Raw genomic sequence first — 20391 nt, forward strand, 5'->3', positions numbered from 1 at the left:
CCCGTGATGTCAGACCTGGCCGTTAGTCTTCGGGGATCATGAGGCTGCTGCACACTTCCGACTGGCATCTGGGCCGGGCGTTCCACCGGGTGAACATGCTCGGGGCCCAGGCCGAGTTCATCGGCCACCTCGTCACGACCGTGCGCGAACGCGACGTCGACGCGGTGGTGGTGTCGGGAGACGTGTACGACCGCGCGGTGCCCCCGCTGGCCGCGGTCGAGTTGTTCGACGACGCCCTGCACCGGCTCGCCGCCCTCGGTGTGCCCACGGTGATGATCTCCGGGAACCACGACTCGGCCCGCCGCCTGGGCGTCGGCGCGGGGCTGATCGACCGCGCGGGCATCCACCTGCGCACCGAGCCGTCGGCGTGCGGGGCCCCGGTGGTACTGGCGGACGCCCATGGCGACGTGGCCTTCTACGGCCTGCCCTACCTCGAACCGGCCCTGGTGAAGGACGAGTTCGGGGTCGACAGGGCGGGCCACGAGGCGGTGCTCGCCGCCGCCATGGACCGGGTCCGCGCCGACCTCGCCACACGTGCGCGTGGCACCCGTTCGGTCGTCCTCGCGCACGCCTTCGTCACCGGCGGCGAGGCCAGTGACAGCGAACGGGACATCACCGTCGGCGGGGTTGCGGCCGTCCCCGCGGGTGTCTTCGACGGCGTCGACTACGTCGCCCTGGGGCATCTGCACGGCTGCCAGGCCATCACCGAGCGTGTGCGCTACTCCGGATCCCCGCTGCCGTACTCCTTCTCGGAGGCCGGCCACCGCAAGAGCATGTGGCTCGTCGACCTCGGCGCCGACGGCCTCGCCGGCGCCGAACGGGTCGACTGCCCGGTCCCGCGCCCGCTGGCCCGGATCCGGGGCACGCTGGAGGACCTGCTCGCCGACCCGGACCTCGCCCGCCACTGCGACGCGTGGGTCGAGGCGACGCTCACCGACCCGGTCCGCCCGGCCGACCCCATGGCCCGCCTCACCGAGCGCTTCCCGCACACCCTCAGCCTCGTCTTCGACCCCGAACGCGCCCCCGACGACCCGGACGTCTCCTACGCCCGCCGCCTCGCCGGCCGCGACGACCGGCAGATCGCGGAGGACTTCGTGGCCCATGTGCGCGGCGCGGAACCCGACGAGCACGAACGGGCCGTGCTGCGCGAGGCGTTCGACGCGGTGCGCGCCGACGAGGCGGTGCGGGAGGTGGCGCGGTGAGGCTGCACCGGCTCGACATCACCGCCTTCGGGCCCTTCGGCGGCTCCCAGACCGTCGACTTCGACGCGCTGTCGGCCGCCGGGCTGTTCCTGCTGCACGGCCCGACCGGCGCCGGCAAGACCTCCGTGCTGGACGCCGTGTGCTACGCCCTGTACGGCTCGGTGCCCGGCGCCCGGCAGAGCGGGCAGGGAATCACCCTGCGCAGCGACCACGCCGCCGCGGACACCCGCACCCAGGTCACCCTCGACCTCACCGTCGCCGGACGCCGGCTGGAGATCACCCGGCAGCCGCCCTGGGAGCGCCCGAAGAAGCGCGGCACGGGCACGACGCTCGACAAGGCCCAGAGCCGGCTTCGCGAGTACGACGCGGCAGCCGGTGCCTGGAAGGACCTCAGCCGCTCCCACCAGGAGATCGGCGAGGAGATCACGCAGCTGCTCGGGATGAGCCGCGAGCAGTTCTGCCAGGTCGTGCTGTTGCCGCAGGGCGACTTCGCGCGCTTCCTGCGCGCCGACGCCGAGGCCCGCGGCAAGCTGCTCGGCCGGCTGTTCGACACCCGCCGTTTCGCCGAGGTCGAAAAGCGCCTCGCCGAGCGCAGACGGGCCACCGAGGCACAGGTGCGCGAGGGCGACGCCGCTCTGCTGGCGGACGCCCACCGCATGCAGCAGGCGGCGGGCGGGGCCATGGAGCTGCCGGAGCTCGCACCGGGCGATCCCGGGCTGACGCAGGCCGTCCTGACCGCGGCCGCCGTCGCCCGCAGCACCGCCCGTGAGCAGCTGACCGTCGCCCACTGCCGGCTCACGGCCGCCGAGTCCGCCCACGCCGCCGCCGAGCGGGCCCTGGACGAAGTACGCGAAGTGGCCCGGCTGCAGCGGCGGTTCGCCGAGGCACGGGAGCGCGCCGCGCGCCTGGAGGAGCGGGCCGACGTCCACCGGGAGACGCGGACACGGGTGGAGCGGGGACGCAAGGCCGAGACGGTGGCGCCGGCCCTGGAACTGCGCGAGGCCGCCGACGCCGAGCACCGCGGAGCGGCCGCCGCCGAGGCACGCGCGCGTGCGCTGCTCCCGGAGGACTTCGCCGACGCCGGCGCGGCCGGGCTCGCCGCCGCGGCCCGCCGGGCCGCCGAGGAGCTGGGCGGCCTGGAGTCGGCCCGCCGCGCCGAGCAGCGCCTGGCCGAGGTCGTCGCCGAACGCGCCGAGGTGGACCGGCGGGAGCGCGCCGACGACGACGTACTGCAGGACGCCGAAGGCTGGCTCGCCGGGTGGGAGACCACCCGGCCGGAGCTGCTCTCCCGTATCGACACCGCCCAGGAGGCCGCCACCCGGGCCGAGCAGCTCGCCGTACGGCGCGAACCCGCACGGCAGCGGCTCGCCGCCGCCCGGACGCGGGACGAGCTGACCGGGGCCACCGAGGAGGCGCGGCGGCGCGCGCTCGCCTCCGCCCAAGGCGCCGTGCACGCCAAGGACCACTGGCTGGAGTTGAAGGAACAGCGGCTCGACGGCATCGCCGCCGAACTCGCCGCGAACCTCACCGACGGCGAGCCCTGCGCCGTCTGCGGCGCCACCGAGCACCCCGCACCCGCGCGCAAGGTCGCCGGACACGTCGACCGCGAGGCGGAGGAGCGCGCCCTGGCCGCCTACCAGGCCGCCGACGAACAGCGCGCCGAGGACGAGCGCCGTCTCGGTGCCCTGCGCGAGGCCCTGGCCGCCGCCACCGCCGAGGCGGGCGACACATCCACCGCACAACTCGCCGAGGAAGAAGAGGAGTTGGAGGCGCTGCTCGAAAGGGCACGCCGGGACGCCTCCGCGCTGCACGCGGCACAGCAGGAGCTGCGCGCCGCCGAGGAGGAGCGCGAGCGGCGGCTCGCCGACCGCCGCCGGGCCGAGGTCCGCGCGGCCTCCCGGCTGACCCGCAGGGAGAGCCTGGACCGCGAGGAGGCCTCCCTGGAAGCGGAGTTGGCCGAGGCCAGGGGTGCCGCCGGCAGCGTTGCCGCGCGGGCCGCCCAACTGGAGCGCCGGGCCGCGCTGCTCACCGACGCCGCCGACGCCGCGCGCGCCGCCGAGGAGAGCGCCGAGCGGCTCAAGGAAGCCGACGGACGGCTCGCCGAGGCCGCCTTCCGGGCCGGCTTCGACACCCCGCAGGCCGCGGCCGCCGCCCTCCTCGGCGACGCCGCCCACCAGGAGCTGCGACGGCGCCTGGACGCCTGGCACACGGAGGAGGCCGCCGTACGGGCGGTCCTCGCCGAGGCCGACACCGCGGCCGCCGCCCAGCAGCCGCCCCCCGACCTCACCGCCGCGGAGACAGCCGCGGCCACCGCGGACCGGCGGCTGCGCGAGGCCGCCTCCGCGCGGGACGCCGCCGCCCGCCGCTGCGCCGAACTCGACCTGCTCTCCGCACGCGCCGCCACCGGCGTACGCCGGCTCGCGCCGCTGCGCGCGGAGTACGACCGCGTGGCCCGCCTCGCCGCTCTGACCGCGGGCACCTCCGCCGACAACGAGCGCAGGATGCGCCTGGAGTCCTACGTCCTCGCCGCCCGCCTGGAACAGGTGGCCGCCGCCGCGACCGTACGCCTGCGGCGCATGTCCTCCGGCCGCTACACCCTGGTCCACTCCGACGATCGGGCCGGACGCGGCCGCAGCGGCCTGGGACTGCACGTCGTCGACGCCTGGACGGGCCGCGAGCGGGACACGGCGACCCTGTCGGGCGGCGAGACGTTCTTCGCCTCGCTCGCGCTCGCCCTCGGTCTCGCGGACGTCGTCACGGACGAGGCCGGCGGCGTGCGCCTCGACACGCTCTTCATCGACGAGGGCTTCGGCAGCCTCGACGACCAGACCCTCGACGAGGTCCTCGACGTCCTCGACTCCCTGCGCGAACGCGACCGCAGCGTCGGCATCGTCAGCCACGTCCCCGACCTGCGGCGGCGCATCCACGCCCAGCTGGAGGTCGTCAAGGGCAGATCGGGGTCGGCCGTGCGGCAGCGCGGGGTGGGCTGACCCCTCGGGTGCGTGGAGGGCGGCCTGAGCGGCCCGGAAGCGGCCGCCCTCCGGGGCTCACAGCCGCGAGAGCTCGTCCACCAGGTCGTCCAGGCCCAGCGAACCCTGGGAGAGGGCCGCCATGTGCCAGGCCTTCGCGTCGAACGCGTCACCGTGGCGCTCCCGGGCCTTCTCACGGCCCAGCAGCCAGGCCCGCTCGCCCAGCTTGTAGCCGATCGCCTGCCCGGGCATCGACAGATAGCGGATCAGCTCGCTCTCCACGAAGTCCCGCGGGCGGCTGCTGTGCGCGGCGAAGAACTCCAGCGCCAGCCCCGGCGTCCAGCGCTCGCCCGGGTGGAACGGCGAGTCCGCCGGGATCTCCAGCTCCAGGTGCATGCCGATGTCGATGATCACGCGGACCGCCCGCATCATCTGTGCGTCCAGGTAGCCGAGCCGCCGCTCCGGGTCCGTGAGGAAGCCGAGCTCGTCCATCAGCCGCTCCGCGTACAGCGCCCAGCCCTCGGCGTTGGCGCTGACCCCGCCGACGGTGGCCTGGTAGCGCGAGAGGTCGTCCGCCACGTGCGCCCACTGGGCGAGCTGGAGGTGGTGGCCGGGGACGCCCTCGTGGTACCAGGTGGACACCAGGTCGTACACCGGGAAGCGGGTCTGTCCCATGGTCGGCAGCCAGGTCCGGCCCGGCCGCGAGAAGTCGGCGGACGGCGCCGTGTAGTACGGGGCCGCGGCGCCGCCGGGCGGCGCGATGCACGACTCCACCTTCCGCACCCGCTCGGCGAGTTCGAAGTGCGTGCCGTCCAGCGCCTCGATCGCCTCGTCCATCAGGCCCTGCAGCCAGGCGCGGACCTCCTCCACGCCCTCGATGTGCGTGCCGTTCTCATCGAGGTGCGCGAGTGCCGCCCACGGGGTCTCGGCGCCGGGCAGGATCTTCTCGGCCTCCTTCTTCATCTCGCCGAGCAGACGGTGGAACTCCGACCAGCCGTACGCGTACGCCTCGTCCAGGTCCAGGTCCGTGCCGTTGAAGTAGCGGGAGAAGCGGGCGTAGCGCTCGCGGCCGACCGTGTCCGGCGCGTCGCCGATCGTCGGCGCGTACGCGTCGCGCATCCAGTCCCGCAGCTCCACCACCGCCGCGGTCGCCGCGCGGGCGGCCTCGTCCAGCTCCGTGCGCAGGGCCTCGGGGCCCCCGGAGGCGAAGTCCTCGAACCAGCCGCGCCCCTGGCCGTCGGTGTCCGACCACTCGGTCAGCTGCTCGATGAAGGTGGCCGTCGGCTGCGGGCCGCCGTAGAGCTTGCGCTCCAGGCCGAGGGCGAGGGACTCGCGGTAGCCGCGCAGCGCGGCCGGCACGGCCCGCAGCCGCTCGGCGATCGCCGCCCAGTCCTCGTCCGTCCCGGTGGGGGTGAGCGTGAAGACCTCGCGCACCGAGTGCACCGGGCTGTGGATGTTGCTCACCACTCGCAGGCCCTCGTCGGCCTCGTGCACGGCGAGTTCGGCGGTGAGACGCTCGCGCAGCAGGCGCGCGCACCGGCGCTCGATGTCACTGTCCGCGCCGGGCTGCCGCTCGGCCTCCTCCAGCCGGGTCAGGGTGGTGCGCGCGAGGTCCGCGAGCGCCTGCTGCCCGGCGGGCGAGGTGTCAGGCAGCCTGCTGGAGCTCTCCTTCACGCCGAGATACGTACCAGTGATCGGGTCGAGGGCGATGAGTTCGTCGACGTAGGCGTCGGCGACCTGACGGGGCAGCGGGCTCTTGGTCTGTGACATGCGGACCATCCTCATACGGACAGGCGGCTCCCGTCAGCCCGGTATCGCGGGCTCCGGGCCGAATTCAGTCCGATTTCGCGGAGGGCGTGGCCGTCGCCGCGCCGGGTGGCAGCAGGGGGCCGCAGTCCCACTGCTGGAAGATCAGCCGGGTCTCCACCCGGGCCACCTCCCGCCGGGCGGTGAACTCGTCCAGGACCAGCCGCTGCAGATCGGCCATGTCGGCGACCGCGACATGGACCAGGTAGTCGTCCGGGCCGGTCAGGTGGAACACGGTCAGCGACTCCGGCAGGGCCCGGATCCGCTCCACGAACGGCCCCACCAGCTCCCGTCGGTGCGGCCTGACCTGTACCGACAGCAGGGCCTGCAGACCCCGGCCCAGCTTGGCGGGGTCGAGCCGCAGCCGATGGCCGAGGACCACCCCCGAGCGGCGCAGCCGGGTCACCCGGTCCAGGCAGGTCGACGGAGCGATGCCGACCTGCGCGGCGAGGTCGCGGTAGGTGGTCCGGGCGTCGTTCTGCAACAGCCGCAGCAGATGGAGATCCACCGGATCCAGTACGACAGATTCGGCCATGTGGCGAACGTAACACGGCAATCGGCCCCATGGCCCCGGCCCATGTTCACTCTTCCGACATGGACACGCCCCTGGATACCGCGAGCACGCCCGCGTACGGCGACGTACGCACCGCACCCAGAGCACTGGCCACCGAGGCCGTGCACGCCGGCCGTGACGACCTCGCCCGGCAGGGACTGCACGCCCCGCCGATCGACCTGTCCACCACCTACCCCTCCTACGACAGCCGCGCCGAGGCCGCCCGCATCGACGCCTTCGCCACCGACGGCGCCGAACTCGACGGCACTCCGGTCTACGGACGGCTCGGCAACCCGACCGTCGCCCGCTTCGAGACCGCGCTGGCCCGGCTGGAGGGCACCGAGGCCGCGGTCGCGTTCGCCAGCGGCATGGCCGCGCTCAGCGCGGTCCTCCTCGTCCGGTCCGCGATGGGCCTGCGGCACGTGGTCGCCGTACGCCCCCTGTACGGCTGCAGCGACCACCTGCTCACCGCCGGACTGCTCGGCACCGAGGTGACCTGGACCGACCCGGCCGGGGTCGCCGACGCGCTGCGCCCGGACACCGGCCTGGTCATGGTCGAGACGCCGGCGAACCCGACGCTGGCCGAGGTGGACCTGCGGGCCGTCGCCCATGCCTGCGGTTCCGTCCCGCTCCTCGTCGACAACACCTTCGCCACACCCGTGCTGCAGCGCCCGGCCGGGCAGGGCGCGCGCCTGGTGCTGCACAGCGCCACCAAGTACCTGGGCGGGCACGGTGACGTGATGGCCGGCGTGGTGGCCTGCGACGAGGAGCTGGCCGGGCGGCTGCGGCAGGTGCGGTTCGCCACCGGCGGGGTGCTGCATCCGCTGGCCGGATACCTGCTGCTGCGCGGCCTGTCCACGCTGCCGGTCCGGGTGCGGGCCGCCTCCGCCACCGCCGCGGAACTCGCCGCCCGCCTCGCGGACGACCCGCGTGTCGCCCGCGTGCACTACCCGTCGATCGGCGGCGCGATGGTCTCCTTCGAGGTGCACGGCGACCCGCACGCCGTCATCGGCGGCGTCGGTCTGATCACGCCGGCCGTGAGCCTCGGCAGCGTCGACACGCTGATCCAGCACCCTGCGTCCATCAGCCACCGCATCGTCGACTCGGACGACCGGCGGGGTGCCGGGGTCGGTGACCGGCTGCTGCGGATGTCGGTGGGCCTGGAGGACGTCGAGGACCTGTGGGCCGACCTGGACCGGGCGCTGGGGGAGCGGCCGGGGCCGTCGCCGGTGAAGGGCCTGCACGAGGCGATGAGCTGAGCGGAGCCGGAGAAGGGTGTGCGGCCCGGGGGAGCCGGGCCGCACACCCTTGGCACGGTCCCGTGGCTCAGTCCCGCAGGCGGGGCCCCTCGTACTCCTCGTGCCTGCCGGTGCCGTACGGCAGTCGGGAGGCCACCGGGGTGGCGTCCAGGCGGGCCGTGATGACCAGGGTGCCCTCCTCGATCTGGAAGTCGAGCGGGAGGTTGAGGCCGTGCATGGCGGCGACCATGCCGGTGTTGGACGACTGCGTCACGGCGTACACGCTCGCGCAGCCGGCCTCGACGGCCATGGTCACCAGCCGGCCCAGCAGTTCGGCGCCGATGCCGCGCCGCTGCCACTCGTCCTCGACGAGCAGCGCGACCTCCGTCTCGTCGCCGTCCCAGAGCAGATGGCCGAGGCCGATGATCCGTCCGGAGGCGGTCTGTGCGGCGAGGGTCCGTCCGAACCGCGGGCTGAGCAGGTGGTTGAGGTAGCGGTCGGCGTCGCCGACCGGCCCGTGGTAGCGCATGGCGAGGGTGCGCGGCGAGCAGCGCTCGTGCATCGCCCTGGCCGCCGCGAGGTCGTCCGTGTCGGCCCTGCGCACGGTGATCGCGTCGCCCTCGGGCAGCGTCAGCACGTCCTGGCCGCGCGGGATGCGCGCTCCGAGCCGGGCATCCAGCTCCACCAGCGCCCGAGCCCGTGCGAACTCGGTGGGTGTGAACGGCAGATACGGCCGCTCCGCGGTGATCGTTCCGCCTTCCGGCGCCCGCAGCCGCATCACCGTGTCCTCGAGGACGCCCTCGGCCGGCACCTCCTCGGGGCCACGGCCGCCGCCGACCGGCCTGGCCGGCAGCGAGCGGATGGTGCACCGCCCGAGCAACTGCCGCAGCGCCAGCGGAAGTTCCGCCGCGTCCAGCGCCGTGCGCGTGGCCAGGCCCAGGACTCGCGTCGGCGCGTCGACCAGGTCGTGCGCATCGGCCCGTTCGATCCACGTGTCGGTTCCGCCGGCCAGCGAGACCGCCCGGGTGATGCCGGACGCCTCGATCCCGCCGGGCGCGCGCAGCAGGAACTCGTCCACCGTGCCCTCGGCCAGCGGATGCGTCTGCAGGCTGAGGATGTCCACGTGGCGGGCGGCCAGCGCCGCGCACAGCGCGGCCAGTGAACCGGGCGTGTCCCGCACGGTCGTCCGCATCCGCCACAGCGCGCTGTCTCCCGGCGCCTCCCCGGGCGCCGCGGGGGCGGCGGACGGCCCGGCCTGCCGCCGCTCGGCGGCGGGCGGCCGGGCAACGGTATCGCCCCCGGGCGGTGCGTGACCGTGGCGCCGTGCCCACCAGATGTGGAAGGCCGCCGTCGCGACCAGCGCGAACGCCGCGATCACCAGCAGGGCCGGACCGTCCGGTCCGTGCCCGATCAGGTTCGCCACTCCGTCGGCCACGGCGACCGCCGTGAAGAGCGCGGCCAGTTCGACGACGTCCCGCCGCCAGTGGCGCACCGGACGACCGTGCCTCGCCCGCGTCATGTTCGACATGTCTCGAGTCATGCAATCACTGTGAAGGAACGGTGTTGCCTGACCGCGAACGCTTTGTGACTGATCGGTAAAGTGGCGTTCTGTCCTCTTTGGCGCGGAGTCGGACCGGTCGACGGCTCCCCGGCCCGAACGTGCGGCGCGGGGTGACGGGAGTTCCGCGTCAGTGTCGCAGCAGCAGCGTGACGCCGGCCACGACGGCACCGAGCGCGATCGCGGCCACGCCGTGGGCGACGCGGTGCGAGCGCAGCCGGGGCAGCAGCCGGTCCACGGCGATCCGGCCGGGGCCGGTCAGGGCGAGAGCCACCGCGGACAGGGCGATGAGGAGCTCGTACTCGACGCCCTCCGGGGCGAAGAAGCCGCCGCCCCACTTGACGGCGATGGCGTTGACCAGCGTGCCGGCGACGGCCGCGGCGGCGAGCGGGGTGAGCAGGCCGAGCGCGAGGCCGAGTCCGCCGAGGGTCTCGGTGAGCCCGGCCACGACGGCGAACGTCCTGGGTGAGGGGTAACCGACGGCGGCGAAGAACTGGCCGGTGCCGTCGATGCCGCCCCCGCCGAACCAGCCGAACAGCTTCTGGGTGCCGTGCGCGGCCATGGCCAGGCCGAGTGCGAGGCGCAGGACGAGCAGGCCGATGTCATAGGTGTGGGTGGGGGTGGCCGGAGCCTTCTCGGGCGCGGCGGCGGGGCGGGACAGGGTGGTGGCGGGGGTGGTCAAGGGGAGGACTCCTCGTGGGTTGGGTGGCAGGGGCCGTGCGACGCCGATGCCTGAACTTGAAGGTTCAAGTTAACTCACCACCCGCCATTGCTTCAACTTTCAAGTAGCCTGCCAAGGTCGACCGTGCGGTCCCGGGGCCACGGTGCCGCCCCGGCTCCCCGCCGATGCACAGGGGTCGGCTGCCGCCAAGTCACGGCCCATGTACCAGGAGTCGTCGCTCTGCGGGGGCGGGAGCGAGGGCGAGGTGTCGTTCGCCCGGCTCGTGGCGCATCTGCCGCAGGGCGCCACGGCGGCCTTCGTACGCGCTCCGCCGGCCGAGGGCGCCGGACGCACGTGGTTCGCCGACCGGGGCAACGGGCGCCCGCTGCCCGGTTCCGTCGCCGCGATCGTTCGGTGGCTGTCCGGCCGGCTCCACGCCGAGGCCGCGGAACGGCCTCGGTCCCGCTCCTCGGTCTCTCGCGCGGCACGGCCACGGCGGGCGGTCTGCCGCTCGCACTGGTTCGGTGCGGCGCGCGCGGAAACCGCGAGTGGCCGACTCGTCCCGGACTCCGGGTAACCGGCACACGTGTACGCCGACAGGGTGCGCACCGCGGCACGGGTCTTGGTCACGCGCGGGAGGAACCGCTCCTCGGGCCCGTGCCGCCCGGGCGGCGGGGTGATGAGGTGCCGGCCCGCGGCGATCCCGGGCGGCCGGGCGCCGGGGACCGCTGGTCCGGGCCGGAGGCAGGCGGCGGTCAGCGGCTGCCGTCGAGGATCACGCGGGCGACCAGCGCTGGGTCGTCGTTCATCGGGACGTGGCCGCAGCCGGGCAGCCGTACCAGGCGGGCCCGGGGGATGATCTGCTTGGCGCGCACTCCCTGACGGCGCACCAGCAGCCAGTCCTTGGTGCCCCAGGCCACCGTGACGGGGATGCCGGGGACGTCGTCGGTGAACTGGACGTCGACACCTGCCCGCAGGGTGTCCTCGAAGCTGGTGGCCCGCGCCAGGGCGAGTGTCTCGGCGACCACGGCCTCGGGTGAACGGCGGGTGGGCCGGGCGTAGATGGTGCTGGTCAGGGCGGCGCGGCCGGCCGCCGTGCGGGAGAGCCGCTCGACCAGCGGCAGCGGCATCCGCCGCGCGATGCCGCGCATCGTCTGCAGCACGCCGAACGCGTAACGCCGCTCGGCCTGGGTCCAGAACCCGGCCGGCGACAGGGCCGTGACGGACCGTACGAGCTTCTCGCGGCCCAGTTCCAGGGCCAGCAGGCCGCCCAGGGAGTTGCCCGCCGCATGGGGTCGTTCGATCTCCAGCGCCTCGCACAGGGCGCTCAGCGTGGCGTTCATCGTGGGCAGGTCGTGCCGCAGCCCGTCGGGCAGCGCGGGGGAGACACCGAAGCCCGGCAGGTCCACGGCGATCACCTCGCGCTCGGCGGCGAGCAGGTGGACCACCGGGTCCCAGGCCTGACGGTGATGCCCGATGCCGTGCAGCAGGAGCAGTGGCTCGCCGCTGCCCACGCGCGTGTAGGAGAGGGTCACGGTCCGCGGGCCGCGCGCAGAGGGGACCTTGAAGGAGGCGGTGGCGGACATGGGTGCTCCTCGTCGGGAATCGCTGGCGAACGACGGGTAGACAGCTTGTCAGCAATTGCTACCCGTGGGTAGCCCCTGAGGGGGTCCGGTCGGCCGTACCGTCCGCTTCGGCCGCCGCGACACAAGGCCGGGCGTCTGGACACGGCCGCAGGCGTCGGCTGGGATGGGGCCGTGACCACCGAAACGGGGACCGACGTATTCGAAGAACACCGGCCCGTCCTCATGGGCGTCGCCTACCGCATGCTCGGCCGGGTGGCCGACGCCGAGGACGTCCTCCAGGAGGCCTGGCTGCGCTGGTCCGGTGCCGACCGGAGCGCCGTGCGCGAGCCCCGCGGGTACCTGGTGCGCGTCACCACCCGCCTCGCCCTCGACCGGCTCCGCCAGATCAAGGCGCGCGGCGAGTCGTACGTCGGCCCCTGGCTGCCGGAACCGCTGGTCACCGACTTTGCCGAGACCGTCCCGGACGCGGCGGAGCGGGCCGTGCTCGCCGACTCCGTGTCGCTGGCCGTGCTGGTCGTCCTGGAGACGCTGTCGCCGCTGGAGCGCGCGGTGTTCGTCCTCAGGGAGGCCTTCGGCCACCCGTACGCGGAGATCGCCGCCCTGCTCGACCGCGGCGAGCCCGCGGTGCGCCAACTGGCAGGGCGGGCCCGCAGGCACGTGGAGGAACGGCGGCCCCGTTACGAGGCCGATCCCGCCCAGCGGCGCGACCTGACCGAGCGGTTCCTGGCCGCGGCGGCGGGCGGCGACCTGGAGGGGCTGATGTCGCTGCTCGCGCCGGACGCCCGGCTGGTGGGCGACAGCGGCGGCAAGTCCAAGGCGCCGCTGCGGGTCCTTCGGAGCGCCGGCAAGGTCGGCCGCTTCCTCGTCGGCGTGGCACGGACGGGCATCCCGGACCTGTCCGTGCGCTTCCTGGAAGTCAACGGAGGGCCCGCGGTGCTGGCCCTGTCCGGCGGCAAGCCCGACAGCGTCTTCCAGCTGGACGTCGCCGACGGGCGCGTCCAGGCCGTCTATATCATCCGAAACCCCGACAAACTGCAGACTCTGGCCGACGCCTGAGCCACCCGCCCCGGACCGTCCGTCCGACTGCCGCAGGCCCCCGCCCCCGCGACGGGGGTTTTGCCGTGACATCACGGACACACCCTGGCGCGAACGGCTTGTGAACGCCGTGCGACACGCGCCCGCGCGCCGCCCGAGGGATCGATGATTGGTCTTGACCAAGGGTGGGGGCCGTCCTAAGGTCGCAGATAAGTACAACAACCTTTAATAAACAAGGGCGCTAAAACGTCGGCGAACCACGGCGATCGCGGAGGACAGGGTGGGGACCACGCAGCTGGGATCGGTGCCGGAGCCGAAGTACTGGCATCTCAAGACCGTGCTCAGTGAGGCACTGGACTCCGAGTTCTCGGTGGGCGAGATCCTGCCCAACGAGCGGGAGCTCGCCGCCCGCTTCGGGGTGGCCCGCGCCACGCTCCGCCAGGCCCTGGAGCAGCTGGAGCTGGAGGGGCGGCTGCAGCGCCGCCGCGGCGTCGGTACGACCGTCGCGCCCCCACGCGTGGGCGTGGCCGTCGGCACCGAGCAGCACGACTGGCCCGGGACGGCCGGTGACGCCTGGCAGAGCGTGGACTGTGCGCACGCGGTCCCGCCCGCCGCGATCGCCGACGCCCTGGAGAGCGGCCGCGAGGAGGCCGTGCACGTCGTGCGCCGGTCGCGGACGAGCCACGGCCAGCAGGTCGCCGCCGAACTGCTCTACATTCCGGCCGCGTCCGTACCCGACCTGACCGCGATCGACGCACCGTCCGGACCCGCACGCGCGCGTGCCGTACTGCGCGAGCTGCAGCGCCTCGAGCTGGAGAACCAGGAGCGCTCCGTCGAGCTGGGCTCGGCCCGCGCGGAGGACGCCAAGGAGCTCGACCGGCTGCCCGGCGCGCCCGTCCTCGTCGTCACCACCCGCTTCGTCGCCCAGGGGCGCACCGCCGCGATCTCCGTCGCCACCTACCGCGCGGACACCTGCCGGCTGACCTTCGGGGACTCGGGCGGCGTGGAGATCCACCACGGGCCGGAGCGCCAGGCCTCCTGACGCCCCGGCACCGCTCTCAGCGGCGGGCCGTCACCGTGCCCTCCACCGCGAACAGCTGCTCCTCGACGTGGTCGAGGGCCAGCCGCAGCGCGCCCGTCGCCACGGCCGCCTCGCCGAGCACCGAGAGGGTCACCCGGGGCGGCCGCAGGCAGTAGCGGGCCAGCTCGCGCCGCAGCGGCTCCAGTACGCCGTCCAGACCGGCCGCCCAGCCGCCGACGACGACCAGTTCGGGGTCCAGGGCCAGCACGAGCGCCGCCACGTCGTGGACGAGCCGCTGGATGAAGCGGTCCACGGCCGCGCGGGCCCGCCGGTGGCCCTCGCGGGCCAGCGCGAAGACCCCGGCCACCGCCTGCTCGTCCAGGGGGTGCAGCGGCTGGTCCGTGGTGGACAGCAGCGTCTCGGGCGTCTCCCCCCGGCCCAGCAGGTGCAGCGCGCCGATCTCGCCGGCGGCCCCGCCGTACCCGCGGTGCAGCCGCCCGCCGATCAGCGAACCGGCGCCCGGGCTCAGCCCCGCCAGCACGAAGACCACGTCGTCGGACTCGGTGGCGGCGCCCTTCCAGTGCTCGGCGACCGCCGCGGCGTTCGCGTCGTTCTCCACGAGCACCGGGCACTTGAAGGAACGGCTGAGCCGTTCGCCCAGGTGCAGGCCCGTCCACCCGGGCAGCGCGGTGCCCAGCCGTACGGTGCCGTCCGCCTCCACGATGCCGGGCGTGCCGACCCCGACGGCCCGCAGCGAGCTGCGCGGGACGCCGGCCCGGCGCAGCAGTTCGGCGACCGCGCCGCGCAGCCGCTCAAGTCGCTCGTCCGCCTCGGCCGTCTCCTCCACGTCCTTGGCCTGGGCGCCCACCACGCGCCCGTCCAGGTCCGCCAGCAGCGCGGCCACCCGGTGCGCGCCGATCTCCAGACCCAGCAGATGTCCGGCCTCGGCCCGGAACCGGAACCGCCGCGCGGGCCGCCCCTGCCGCCGGGCGGCACCCTCCTCGGCGGCCTTCTCGACGACCAGCCCCGCCGCGATGAGGTCCTCCACGACGCCCTCGACCGTCGGCCGGGACAGTCCGGTCACCCGGGTGATCTCCGTGAGCGTCGCACAGTCCGTGGCACGCAGCGCGTGCAGCACCACCGCGGAGTTGATCCTTCGCAGCAGCGAGGGATCCCCGCCGGTCAGCCGCCCCACCGTCCGTCCTCCCAGCTCGTGCGCGTGTTGGGCGGATCGTACTCGGCACGGGCCGGGGCAGCGAGCGCCGGGACGGCCAGGCGCCCCCGGACCGGCGCCCGGTGGGCGGGCGGGTTTCTGACGCGCCGCCAGTTGTCGGTGGTGGCCGGTTCACTGGACACCGTGTCACGGACCGGGGGAGCGGCTCATCGAGCGCCGGGGCCCGCCGTGAGCCGCTACGACGCCTGAGCGGCCACCCTCAGCCGTGCGAACTCCTCCGCCATCGTCTCGGCCGTCCAGTGCGCGTTCAACCCGCTCGGATTGGGCAGCACCCACACGCGCGTGTCGCCGATCGTCCGTTCCTGCGGCCCCACTTGGGCCCTGCGGTCGCCGAACGCCGCCCGGTACGCGGTGACGCCGACCACGGCCAGCCACCCCGGCCGCAGCCGCGCCACCTTCAGCGCCAGCAGCCGCCCGCCCTCGCGGTACTCCTCGGGCGTCAGCTCCTCGGCCCGGGCCGTCGGCCGCGCCACGACGTTCGTGATGCCCAGCCCGTACGACAGCAACTCGCCCTGCTCCGACGGTTTCAGCAGCCTCGGGGTGAACCCCGACCGGTGCAGCACCGGCCAGAACCGGTTGCCCGGCCGGGCGAAGTGGTGGCCGGTCGCGGCCGACATCAGACCGGGGTTGATCCCGCAGAACAGCACGCGAAGGCCGTCCGCGACGACGTCCGGCACCGGACGGTCGCGAGCGGCCTCCAGTTCCGCCGGGGTGAAGCGGGTCAGAGGATCGCCCCCGGGGTGTAGGACGCGGCCTCCGGGCGCTGCTTCACGATCTCCTCGATCCGGCCCACGACCACGCCGACCTGGTCGGCCGCCGCTCCGGTGAAGGACAGCTTGTCCGCCATGAGCGCCTCCAGCCGCGCGCGGTCGAGCGGAAGGCGCTCGTCGGCGGCGAGCTTGTCGAGCAGGTCGTTGCGCTCGGCACCCTGCTCACGCATCGCCAGCGCGGTGGCCACCGCGTTCTCCTTGATCGCCTCGTGGGCGACCTCGCGGCCGACCCCGGCCCGCACCGCGCCCATGAGCACCTTGGTCGTGGCCAGGAACGGCAGATAGCGGTCCAGCTCGCGGGCGATCACCGCGGGGAAGGCACCGAACTCGTCGAGCACCGTCAGGAACGTCTCCAGCAGGCCGTCCAGCGCGAAGAACGCGTCCGGCAGCGCGACCCGGCGCACCACCGAGCAGGACACGTCGCCCTCGTTCCACTGGTCGCCGGCCAGCTCGCCGGTCATCGAGGCGTAGCCGCGCAGGATCACCATCAGGCCGTTGACGCGCTCGCAGGAGCGGGTGTTCATCTTGTGCGGCATCGCCGAGGAGCCGACCTGGCCCGGCTTGAAGCCCTCGGTGACCAGCTCGTGCCCGGCCATCAGCCGGATCGTCTTCGCCAGCGAGGAGGGCGCCGCCGCCAGCTGCACCAGCGCGGTGACGACCTCGTAGTCCAGCGACCGCGGGTAGACCTGGCCGACCGAGGTGAACGCCCGCGAGAAACCGAGGTGGTGGGCGATGCGCCGCTCCAGCTCCGCGAGCTTGGCCGCGTCGCCGCCGAGCAGGTCCAGCATGTCCTGGGCCGTGCCGACCGGGCCCTTGATGCCGCGCAGCGGGTAGCGGCCCAGCAGCTCCTCGACCCGCCCGTGGGCCACCAGCAGCTCGTCCGCCGCGGTCGCGAAACGCTTGCCGAGGGTGGTGGCCTGCGCGGCGACGTTGTGCGAGCGTCCGGCCATGACCAGCTCGCCGTACTCGGCGGCCAGCCTGCCCAGCCGGGCCAGGACGGCCACCGTGCGGTCCCGCATCAGCTCCAGCGAGAGCCGGATCTGCAGCTGCTCGACGTTCTCCGTCAGGTCGCGGGAGGTCATGCCCTTGTGCACGTGCTCGTGCCCGGCGAGGTCGTTGAACTCCTCGATCCGCGCCTTCACATCGTGCCGCGTGACCTTCTCGCGCTCCGCGATCGAGGCCAGGTCCACCTGGTCGAGGACCCGCTCGTAGTCGGCGATCGCCTCGTCCGGGACCTCGATGCCGAGGTCTTTCTGGGCCCGCAGCACGGCGAGCCAGAGCTGCCGCTCCAGCCTCACCTTCTGCTCGGGCGACCAGAGCGTGGCGAGCTCGGCGGAGGCGTAGCGTCCGGCGAGGACGTTCGGGATGCGGGGCTTGGCGGGCGCTGAAGTCACGTGTGTGGATTCTACTGGCGATTCGTGCAGGCCGGCGCAGTGGGGGTGTTTGTCGGAAGCTACGAGAGGCTATGACAGCTCCGCGTCGGCCGGTGGCCGCGCCACCTCCTCGTAGGGCAGCAGCTCGGGCCGCTTCGGCGGGCGGCCGTCGCCGGAGGAGCGGCCGGTCAGCCGCCGGCCCATCCAGGGCAGCAGGTGCTGCCGGGCGAAGCGGGCGTCCGCGACCCGGCGGGTGAGCCAGCCCGGCGGCACGGTCGCCGGCATGGGCGTACGCCACTCGGTGTCCTCCGGCTCGTGGCCGAGCGTCTGCCACACCGCCTCCGCGACCCGGCGGTGGCCCTCCGCCGTCAGGTGCAGCCGGTCCACGTCCCACAGCCGCGGGTCGCCCAGCGACGGCGCCCCGTACAGGTCGACGACGAGGGCGCCGTGCCGCTCGGCGAGCTCGTCGACGCAGGCGAACAGCTCCTCCATGCGCGGCCGGAAGCGCTCAAGGACGGGACCCTGCCGGCCGGGACTGCGCATCAGCACGAGCCGCTCGCACGACGGCGCCAGCCGCTCCACCGCCTCGGTCAGCAGACCCTTCACCCTGCCCATGTCGCACTTGGGTCGCAGTGTGTCGTTCAGGCCGCCCACCAGCGTCACCACGTCGGCCCGCATGGCCGCCGCCGCCTCCACCTGCTCGTCGACGATCTGCCCGATGAGCTTGCCCCGTACGGCGAGGTTGGCGTAGCGGAAACCGGGCGTGCGGGCGGCCATCCGCGCCGCGAGGAGGTCGGCCCAGCCCCGGTAGGAACCGTCGGGCAGCAGGTCCGACATGCCCTCGGTGAAGGAGTCGCCGACCGCGACCAGGCTGGAGTATGCGGGATTCGTCTGCATGGCGTGAGCGATCGTATCCCGGCACCCCACCGCCATACCAAGCGGTCGGTCGGCTCAGGGGCGTCCGGGCGTCCCGCTCAGACCGGCTGGCCGAACAGCTCCCGCAGCACGTCCTCCATCGTCACCAGGCCGGCCAGCCGTCCGTCCGCCCCCAGCACCGCCGCCAGGTGCGTACGGCTGCCCCGCATCGCGGTGAGCACGTCGTCCAGCGGTGTGCCCTCCCGTACCCGCGCGATGGGGCGCATGTCCCGCAGCCGGAACGGCACTTCGCGCGGCGAGGCGTCCAGGGCGTCCTTCACATGCAGGTAGCCGACGATCCGGCGCCCCTCGTCGACCACGGGGAAGCGGGAGAAGCCGGACTCGACCGACAGCTGCTCCAGCTGCTCCGGCGTGACGCCCAGGCTCGCGTACACCACGCGCTCCAGCGGAAGGACGACATCGCGCACCGGCCGGCTGCCCAGCTCCAGCGCGTCGTGCAGCCGCTCCTGCGCCCGGTCGTCGATGAGGCCGGCCTCACTGGCGTCCTTGACGATCTCGGCCAGCTCCGTGTCCGTGAAGGTCGCCGAGATCTCGTTCTTCGCCTCCACCCGCAACAGCTTGAGCAGGGTGTTCGCGAACGTGTTCACCGTGAAGATCACCGGACGCAGCGCCCGCGACAGCGCGACCAGCGGCGGCCCGAGCAGCAGCGCGCTGCGCACCGGCTCCGCGAGCGCGATGTTCTTCGGCACCATCTCGCCGAACAGCATGTGCAGATACGTCGCCAGGGTCAGCGCGATCACGAACGACACCGCGTGGCCCGCGCCCGCCGGCACGCCGACCGCGTGGAACACCGGCTCCAGCAGGTGCGCGATCGCGGGCTCGGCGACCACACCGAGGACCAGCGTGCACAGGGTGATGCCGAGCTGGGCGGCCGCCAGCAGCGCGGACACGTGCTCCAGGCCCCACAGCACGCTCTTGGCGCGCCGGTCGCCCTCCTCGGCGTACGGCTCGACCTGGCTGCGGCGCACCGAGATCAGCGCGAACTCGGCGCCCACGAAGAAGGCGTTGACGACCAGGGTCGCCAGACCGATCAGAATCTGTACGGTGGTCACCGGCCGGCCCTCTTCTCGTCGTGCCGCTGCGCGTGCTCCTCGCTCCGCCCGTCGTCGAGCGGAGCGTGCAGCAGCACGCGCGCGGCCCGGCGGCCGCTCGCGTCCACCACGTCCAGCCGCCACCCGCCGACCTGAACGACGTCGCCGGTCTCGGGGATCCGGCCGAGCTCGGTGGCGACGAGGCCGGCGAGCGTCTCGTACGGCCCCTCCGGCACCCGCAGCCCCACTCGCGCGAGCTGGTCCATGCGCGCGGAGCCGTCCGCCGAGTACAGGCCGCGTCCCTCCTCGTCGGCCCCGGCCGGGGCGAGGTCGGGCGTCTCGTGCGGGTCGTGCTCGTCGCGGACCTCGCCGACGACCTCCTCGACGATGTCCTCCAGCGTCGCCACCCCCGCGGTGCCGCCGTACTCGTCGATGACGACCGCCATCGTGCGCGTGCCGGACAGCCGGTCCAGCAGCCGGTCGACGGTCAGCGACTCGGGGACCAGCAGCGGCTCGCGCATGATCTCGGAGACACGCACGCGTGCGCGGCGCTCCGCGGGCAGCGCCAGCACGTCCTTGACGTGGGCGGTGCCGACGACCGAGTCGAGGCCGCCGCGGTAGACGGGGAAGCGGGACAGTCCGGTCGCCCGGGTCGCGTTCGCCACGTCCTCGCAGGTCGCCTGGGCGTCGAGGGCGACGACCTGGACGCGCGGGGTCATCACGTTCTCCGCGGTCAGGTCGGCGAGGTTGAGCGTCCGTACGAACAGCTCGGCGGTGTCCGCCTCCAGGGCGCCCTCCTTGGCGGAGTGCCGGGCCAGGGCGACGAGCTCCTGGGGGCCGCGCGCGGAGGCGAGCTCCTCGGCGGGCTCCACTCCGAGCCGGCGCACCACGTGGTTCGCCGTGTTGTTCAGGTGGGTGATGAAGGGGCGGAAGGCGGCGCTGAACCAGCGCTGCGGGTTGCCCACCCGCCGGGCCACCGCCAGCGGCGAGGAGATCGCCCAGTTCTTGGGCACCAGCTCGCCCACCACCATCAGGAACACCGTGGACAGGGCCGTGCCCAGGATCAGCGCCACCGAGGTCGCGGCGGACCGGGAGATGCCGAGCGCCTGGAGCGGACCCGCGATCAGCCGGGCGATCGACGGCTCGGCGAGCATACCGACCACCAGGTTGGTGACGGTGATCCCGAGCTGTGCCCCGGAGAGCTGGAACGTCAGATTCCGCACGGCTTTCAGGGCGCCCGCCGCGCCGCGCTCGCCGCGCTCGGCCGCCCGCTCCAGGGCGCCGCGACCGACGGTGGTCAGTGAGAACTCGGCCGCGACGAAGGCGCCGCAGGCGAGGCAGAGCGCCACCGCCACCAGCAGCAGGAGCACTTCGGTCATCGGGCCACCCCCGTCCCATGGTCGGACAGGGCAGGGACG

At 74.1% G+C, this 20391-nt stretch carries 18 protein-coding genes; 6 read left to right on the top strand and 12 right to left on the bottom strand.

The annotated features are described in order from the left end of the window. Positions 1-38: 38 nt before the first annotated feature. Both ACX25U_RS30870 and ACX25U_RS30875 read left to right on the top strand, forming a co-directional pair. Positions 39-1202 carry an exonuclease SbcCD subunit D gene (locus tag ACX25U_RS30870; protein WP_454384880.1) on the top strand — a complete coding sequence of 388 codons (1164 nt, stop codon included), beginning with the start codon at positions 39-41 and terminating at the stop codon, positions 1200-1202. Further along, positions 1199-4192 (top strand): AAA family ATPase, encoded by a 2994-nt coding sequence (locus ACX25U_RS30875; RefSeq protein WP_454384882.1) that lies wholly within the window; start codon positions 1199-1201, stop codon positions 4190-4192. The genes ACX25U_RS30870 and ACX25U_RS30875 overlap by 4 nt, the downstream gene beginning before the upstream one ends. Before the next feature lie 57 nt (positions 4193-4249). Here the strand turns inward: ACX25U_RS30875 and ACX25U_RS30880 are convergent, their stop codons facing one another. Both ACX25U_RS30880 and ACX25U_RS30885 read right to left on the bottom strand, forming a co-directional pair. After that, positions 4250-5941 carry a DUF885 domain-containing protein gene (locus tag ACX25U_RS30880; RefSeq protein WP_454384884.1) on the bottom strand — a complete coding sequence of 564 codons (1692 nt, stop codon included), beginning with the start codon at positions 5939-5941 and terminating at the stop codon, positions 4250-4252. Between the two features lie 64 nt (positions 5942-6005). Beyond that, positions 6006-6512 carry an Lrp/AsnC family transcriptional regulator gene (locus ACX25U_RS30885; protein WP_454384886.1) on the bottom strand — a complete coding sequence of 169 codons (507 nt, stop codon included), beginning with the start codon at positions 6510-6512 and terminating at the stop codon, positions 6006-6008. A 59-nt stretch (positions 6513-6571) separates the two neighbouring features. Between ACX25U_RS30885 and ACX25U_RS30890 the strand changes: the two genes are divergently transcribed. Beyond that, the gene (locus ACX25U_RS30890) at positions 6572-7789 is read left to right on the top strand and encodes a trans-sulfuration enzyme family protein (protein WP_454384888.1); all 1218 of its coding nucleotides are present in this window, start codon (positions 6572-6574) and stop codon (positions 7787-7789) included. Positions 7790-7856: 67 nt separating this feature from the next. On the opposite strand, the gene ACX25U_RS30895 is transcribed toward ACX25U_RS30890, so the two are convergent. Together ACX25U_RS30895 and ACX25U_RS30900 are read right to left on the bottom strand one after the other, a co-directional pair. Continuing rightward, positions 7857-9308: an N-acetyltransferase family protein gene (locus ACX25U_RS30895; protein WP_454384890.1), complete on the bottom strand. Its 1452-nt coding sequence runs from the start codon at positions 9306-9308 to the stop codon at positions 7857-7859. A gap of 148 nt (positions 9309-9456) precedes the next feature. Continuing rightward, entirely contained in the window at positions 9457-10008 is a 552-nt protein-coding gene (locus ACX25U_RS30900; RefSeq protein WP_454384892.1) for a DoxX family protein, read from the bottom strand. A 199-nt stretch (positions 10009-10207) separates the two neighbouring features. Here ACX25U_RS30900 and ACX25U_RS30905 point away from each other — a divergent pair, with 199 nt between their 5' ends. Continuing rightward, positions 10208-10564, top strand: coding sequence for a hypothetical protein (locus ACX25U_RS30905; RefSeq protein ID WP_454384894.1), 357 nt, complete (start codon positions 10208-10210; stop codon positions 10562-10564). A 178-nt stretch (positions 10565-10742) separates the two neighbouring features. Here the strand turns inward: ACX25U_RS30905 and ACX25U_RS30910 are convergent, their stop codons facing one another. Continuing rightward, complete coding sequence (locus ACX25U_RS30910; protein ID WP_454384896.1) at positions 10743-11573, bottom strand: alpha/beta fold hydrolase; 831 nt, start codon at positions 11571-11573, stop codon at positions 10743-10745. A 171-nt stretch (positions 11574-11744) separates the two neighbouring features. Here ACX25U_RS30910 and ACX25U_RS30915 point away from each other — a divergent pair, with 171 nt between their 5' ends. Beyond that, a complete protein-coding gene (locus ACX25U_RS30915; protein WP_454384898.1) occupies positions 11745-12629 on the top strand; it encodes an RNA polymerase sigma-70 factor in 885 nt (294 codons plus the stop codon). Between the two features lie 259 nt (positions 12630-12888). Then, the gene (locus ACX25U_RS30920; RefSeq protein ID WP_454384899.1) at positions 12889-13650 is read left to right on the top strand and encodes a GntR family transcriptional regulator; all 762 of its coding nucleotides are present in this window, start codon (positions 12889-12891) and stop codon (positions 13648-13650) included. A 16-nt stretch (positions 13651-13666) separates the two neighbouring features. On the opposite strand, the gene ACX25U_RS30925 is transcribed toward ACX25U_RS30920, so the two are convergent. The 7 genes from ACX25U_RS30925 to ACX25U_RS30955 all read right to left on the bottom strand — a co-directional run bounded on the left by ACX25U_RS30925 (position 13667) and on the right by ACX25U_RS30955 (position 20352). Then, positions 13667-14824 (bottom strand): ROK family transcriptional regulator, encoded by a 1158-nt coding sequence (locus ACX25U_RS30925; protein ID WP_454384901.1) that lies wholly within the window; start codon positions 14822-14824, stop codon positions 13667-13669. Further along, positions 14812-14985 carry a hypothetical protein gene (locus ACX25U_RS30930; RefSeq protein WP_454384903.1) on the bottom strand — a complete coding sequence of 58 codons (174 nt, stop codon included), beginning with the start codon at positions 14983-14985 and terminating at the stop codon, positions 14812-14814. The genes ACX25U_RS30925 and ACX25U_RS30930 overlap by 13 nt, the downstream gene beginning before the upstream one ends. A 54-nt stretch (positions 14986-15039) precedes the next feature. Continuing rightward, positions 15040-15540: a G/U mismatch-specific DNA glycosylase gene (gene mug, locus ACX25U_RS30935; RefSeq protein WP_454384904.1), complete on the bottom strand. Its 501-nt coding sequence runs from the start codon at positions 15538-15540 to the stop codon at positions 15040-15042. A gap of 44 nt (positions 15541-15584) precedes the next feature. Next, entirely contained in the window at positions 15585-17027 is a 1443-nt protein-coding gene (gene purB / locus ACX25U_RS30940) for an adenylosuccinate lyase (protein WP_454384905.1), read from the bottom strand. Positions 17028-17096: 69 nt separating this feature from the next. Next, positions 17097-17903, bottom strand: a complete 807-nt coding sequence (locus ACX25U_RS30945) for an SGNH/GDSL hydrolase family protein (RefSeq protein ID WP_454384907.1) — start codon at positions 17901-17903, stop codon at positions 17097-17099. A gap of 77 nt (positions 17904-17980) precedes the next feature. After that, complete coding sequence (locus tag ACX25U_RS30950) at positions 17981-18994, bottom strand: hemolysin family protein (protein ID WP_454384909.1); 1014 nt, start codon at positions 18992-18994, stop codon at positions 17981-17983. Continuing rightward, entirely contained in the window at positions 18991-20352 is a 1362-nt protein-coding gene (locus tag ACX25U_RS30955; RefSeq protein ID WP_454384911.1) for a hemolysin family protein, read from the bottom strand. Before ACX25U_RS30955 ends, ACX25U_RS30950 begins: the two co-directional genes overlap by 4 nt. Positions 20353-20391: the final 39 nt, after the last annotated feature.

The sequence above is a fragment of the Streptomyces sp. JNUCC 63 genome (genome assembly GCF_054366325.1).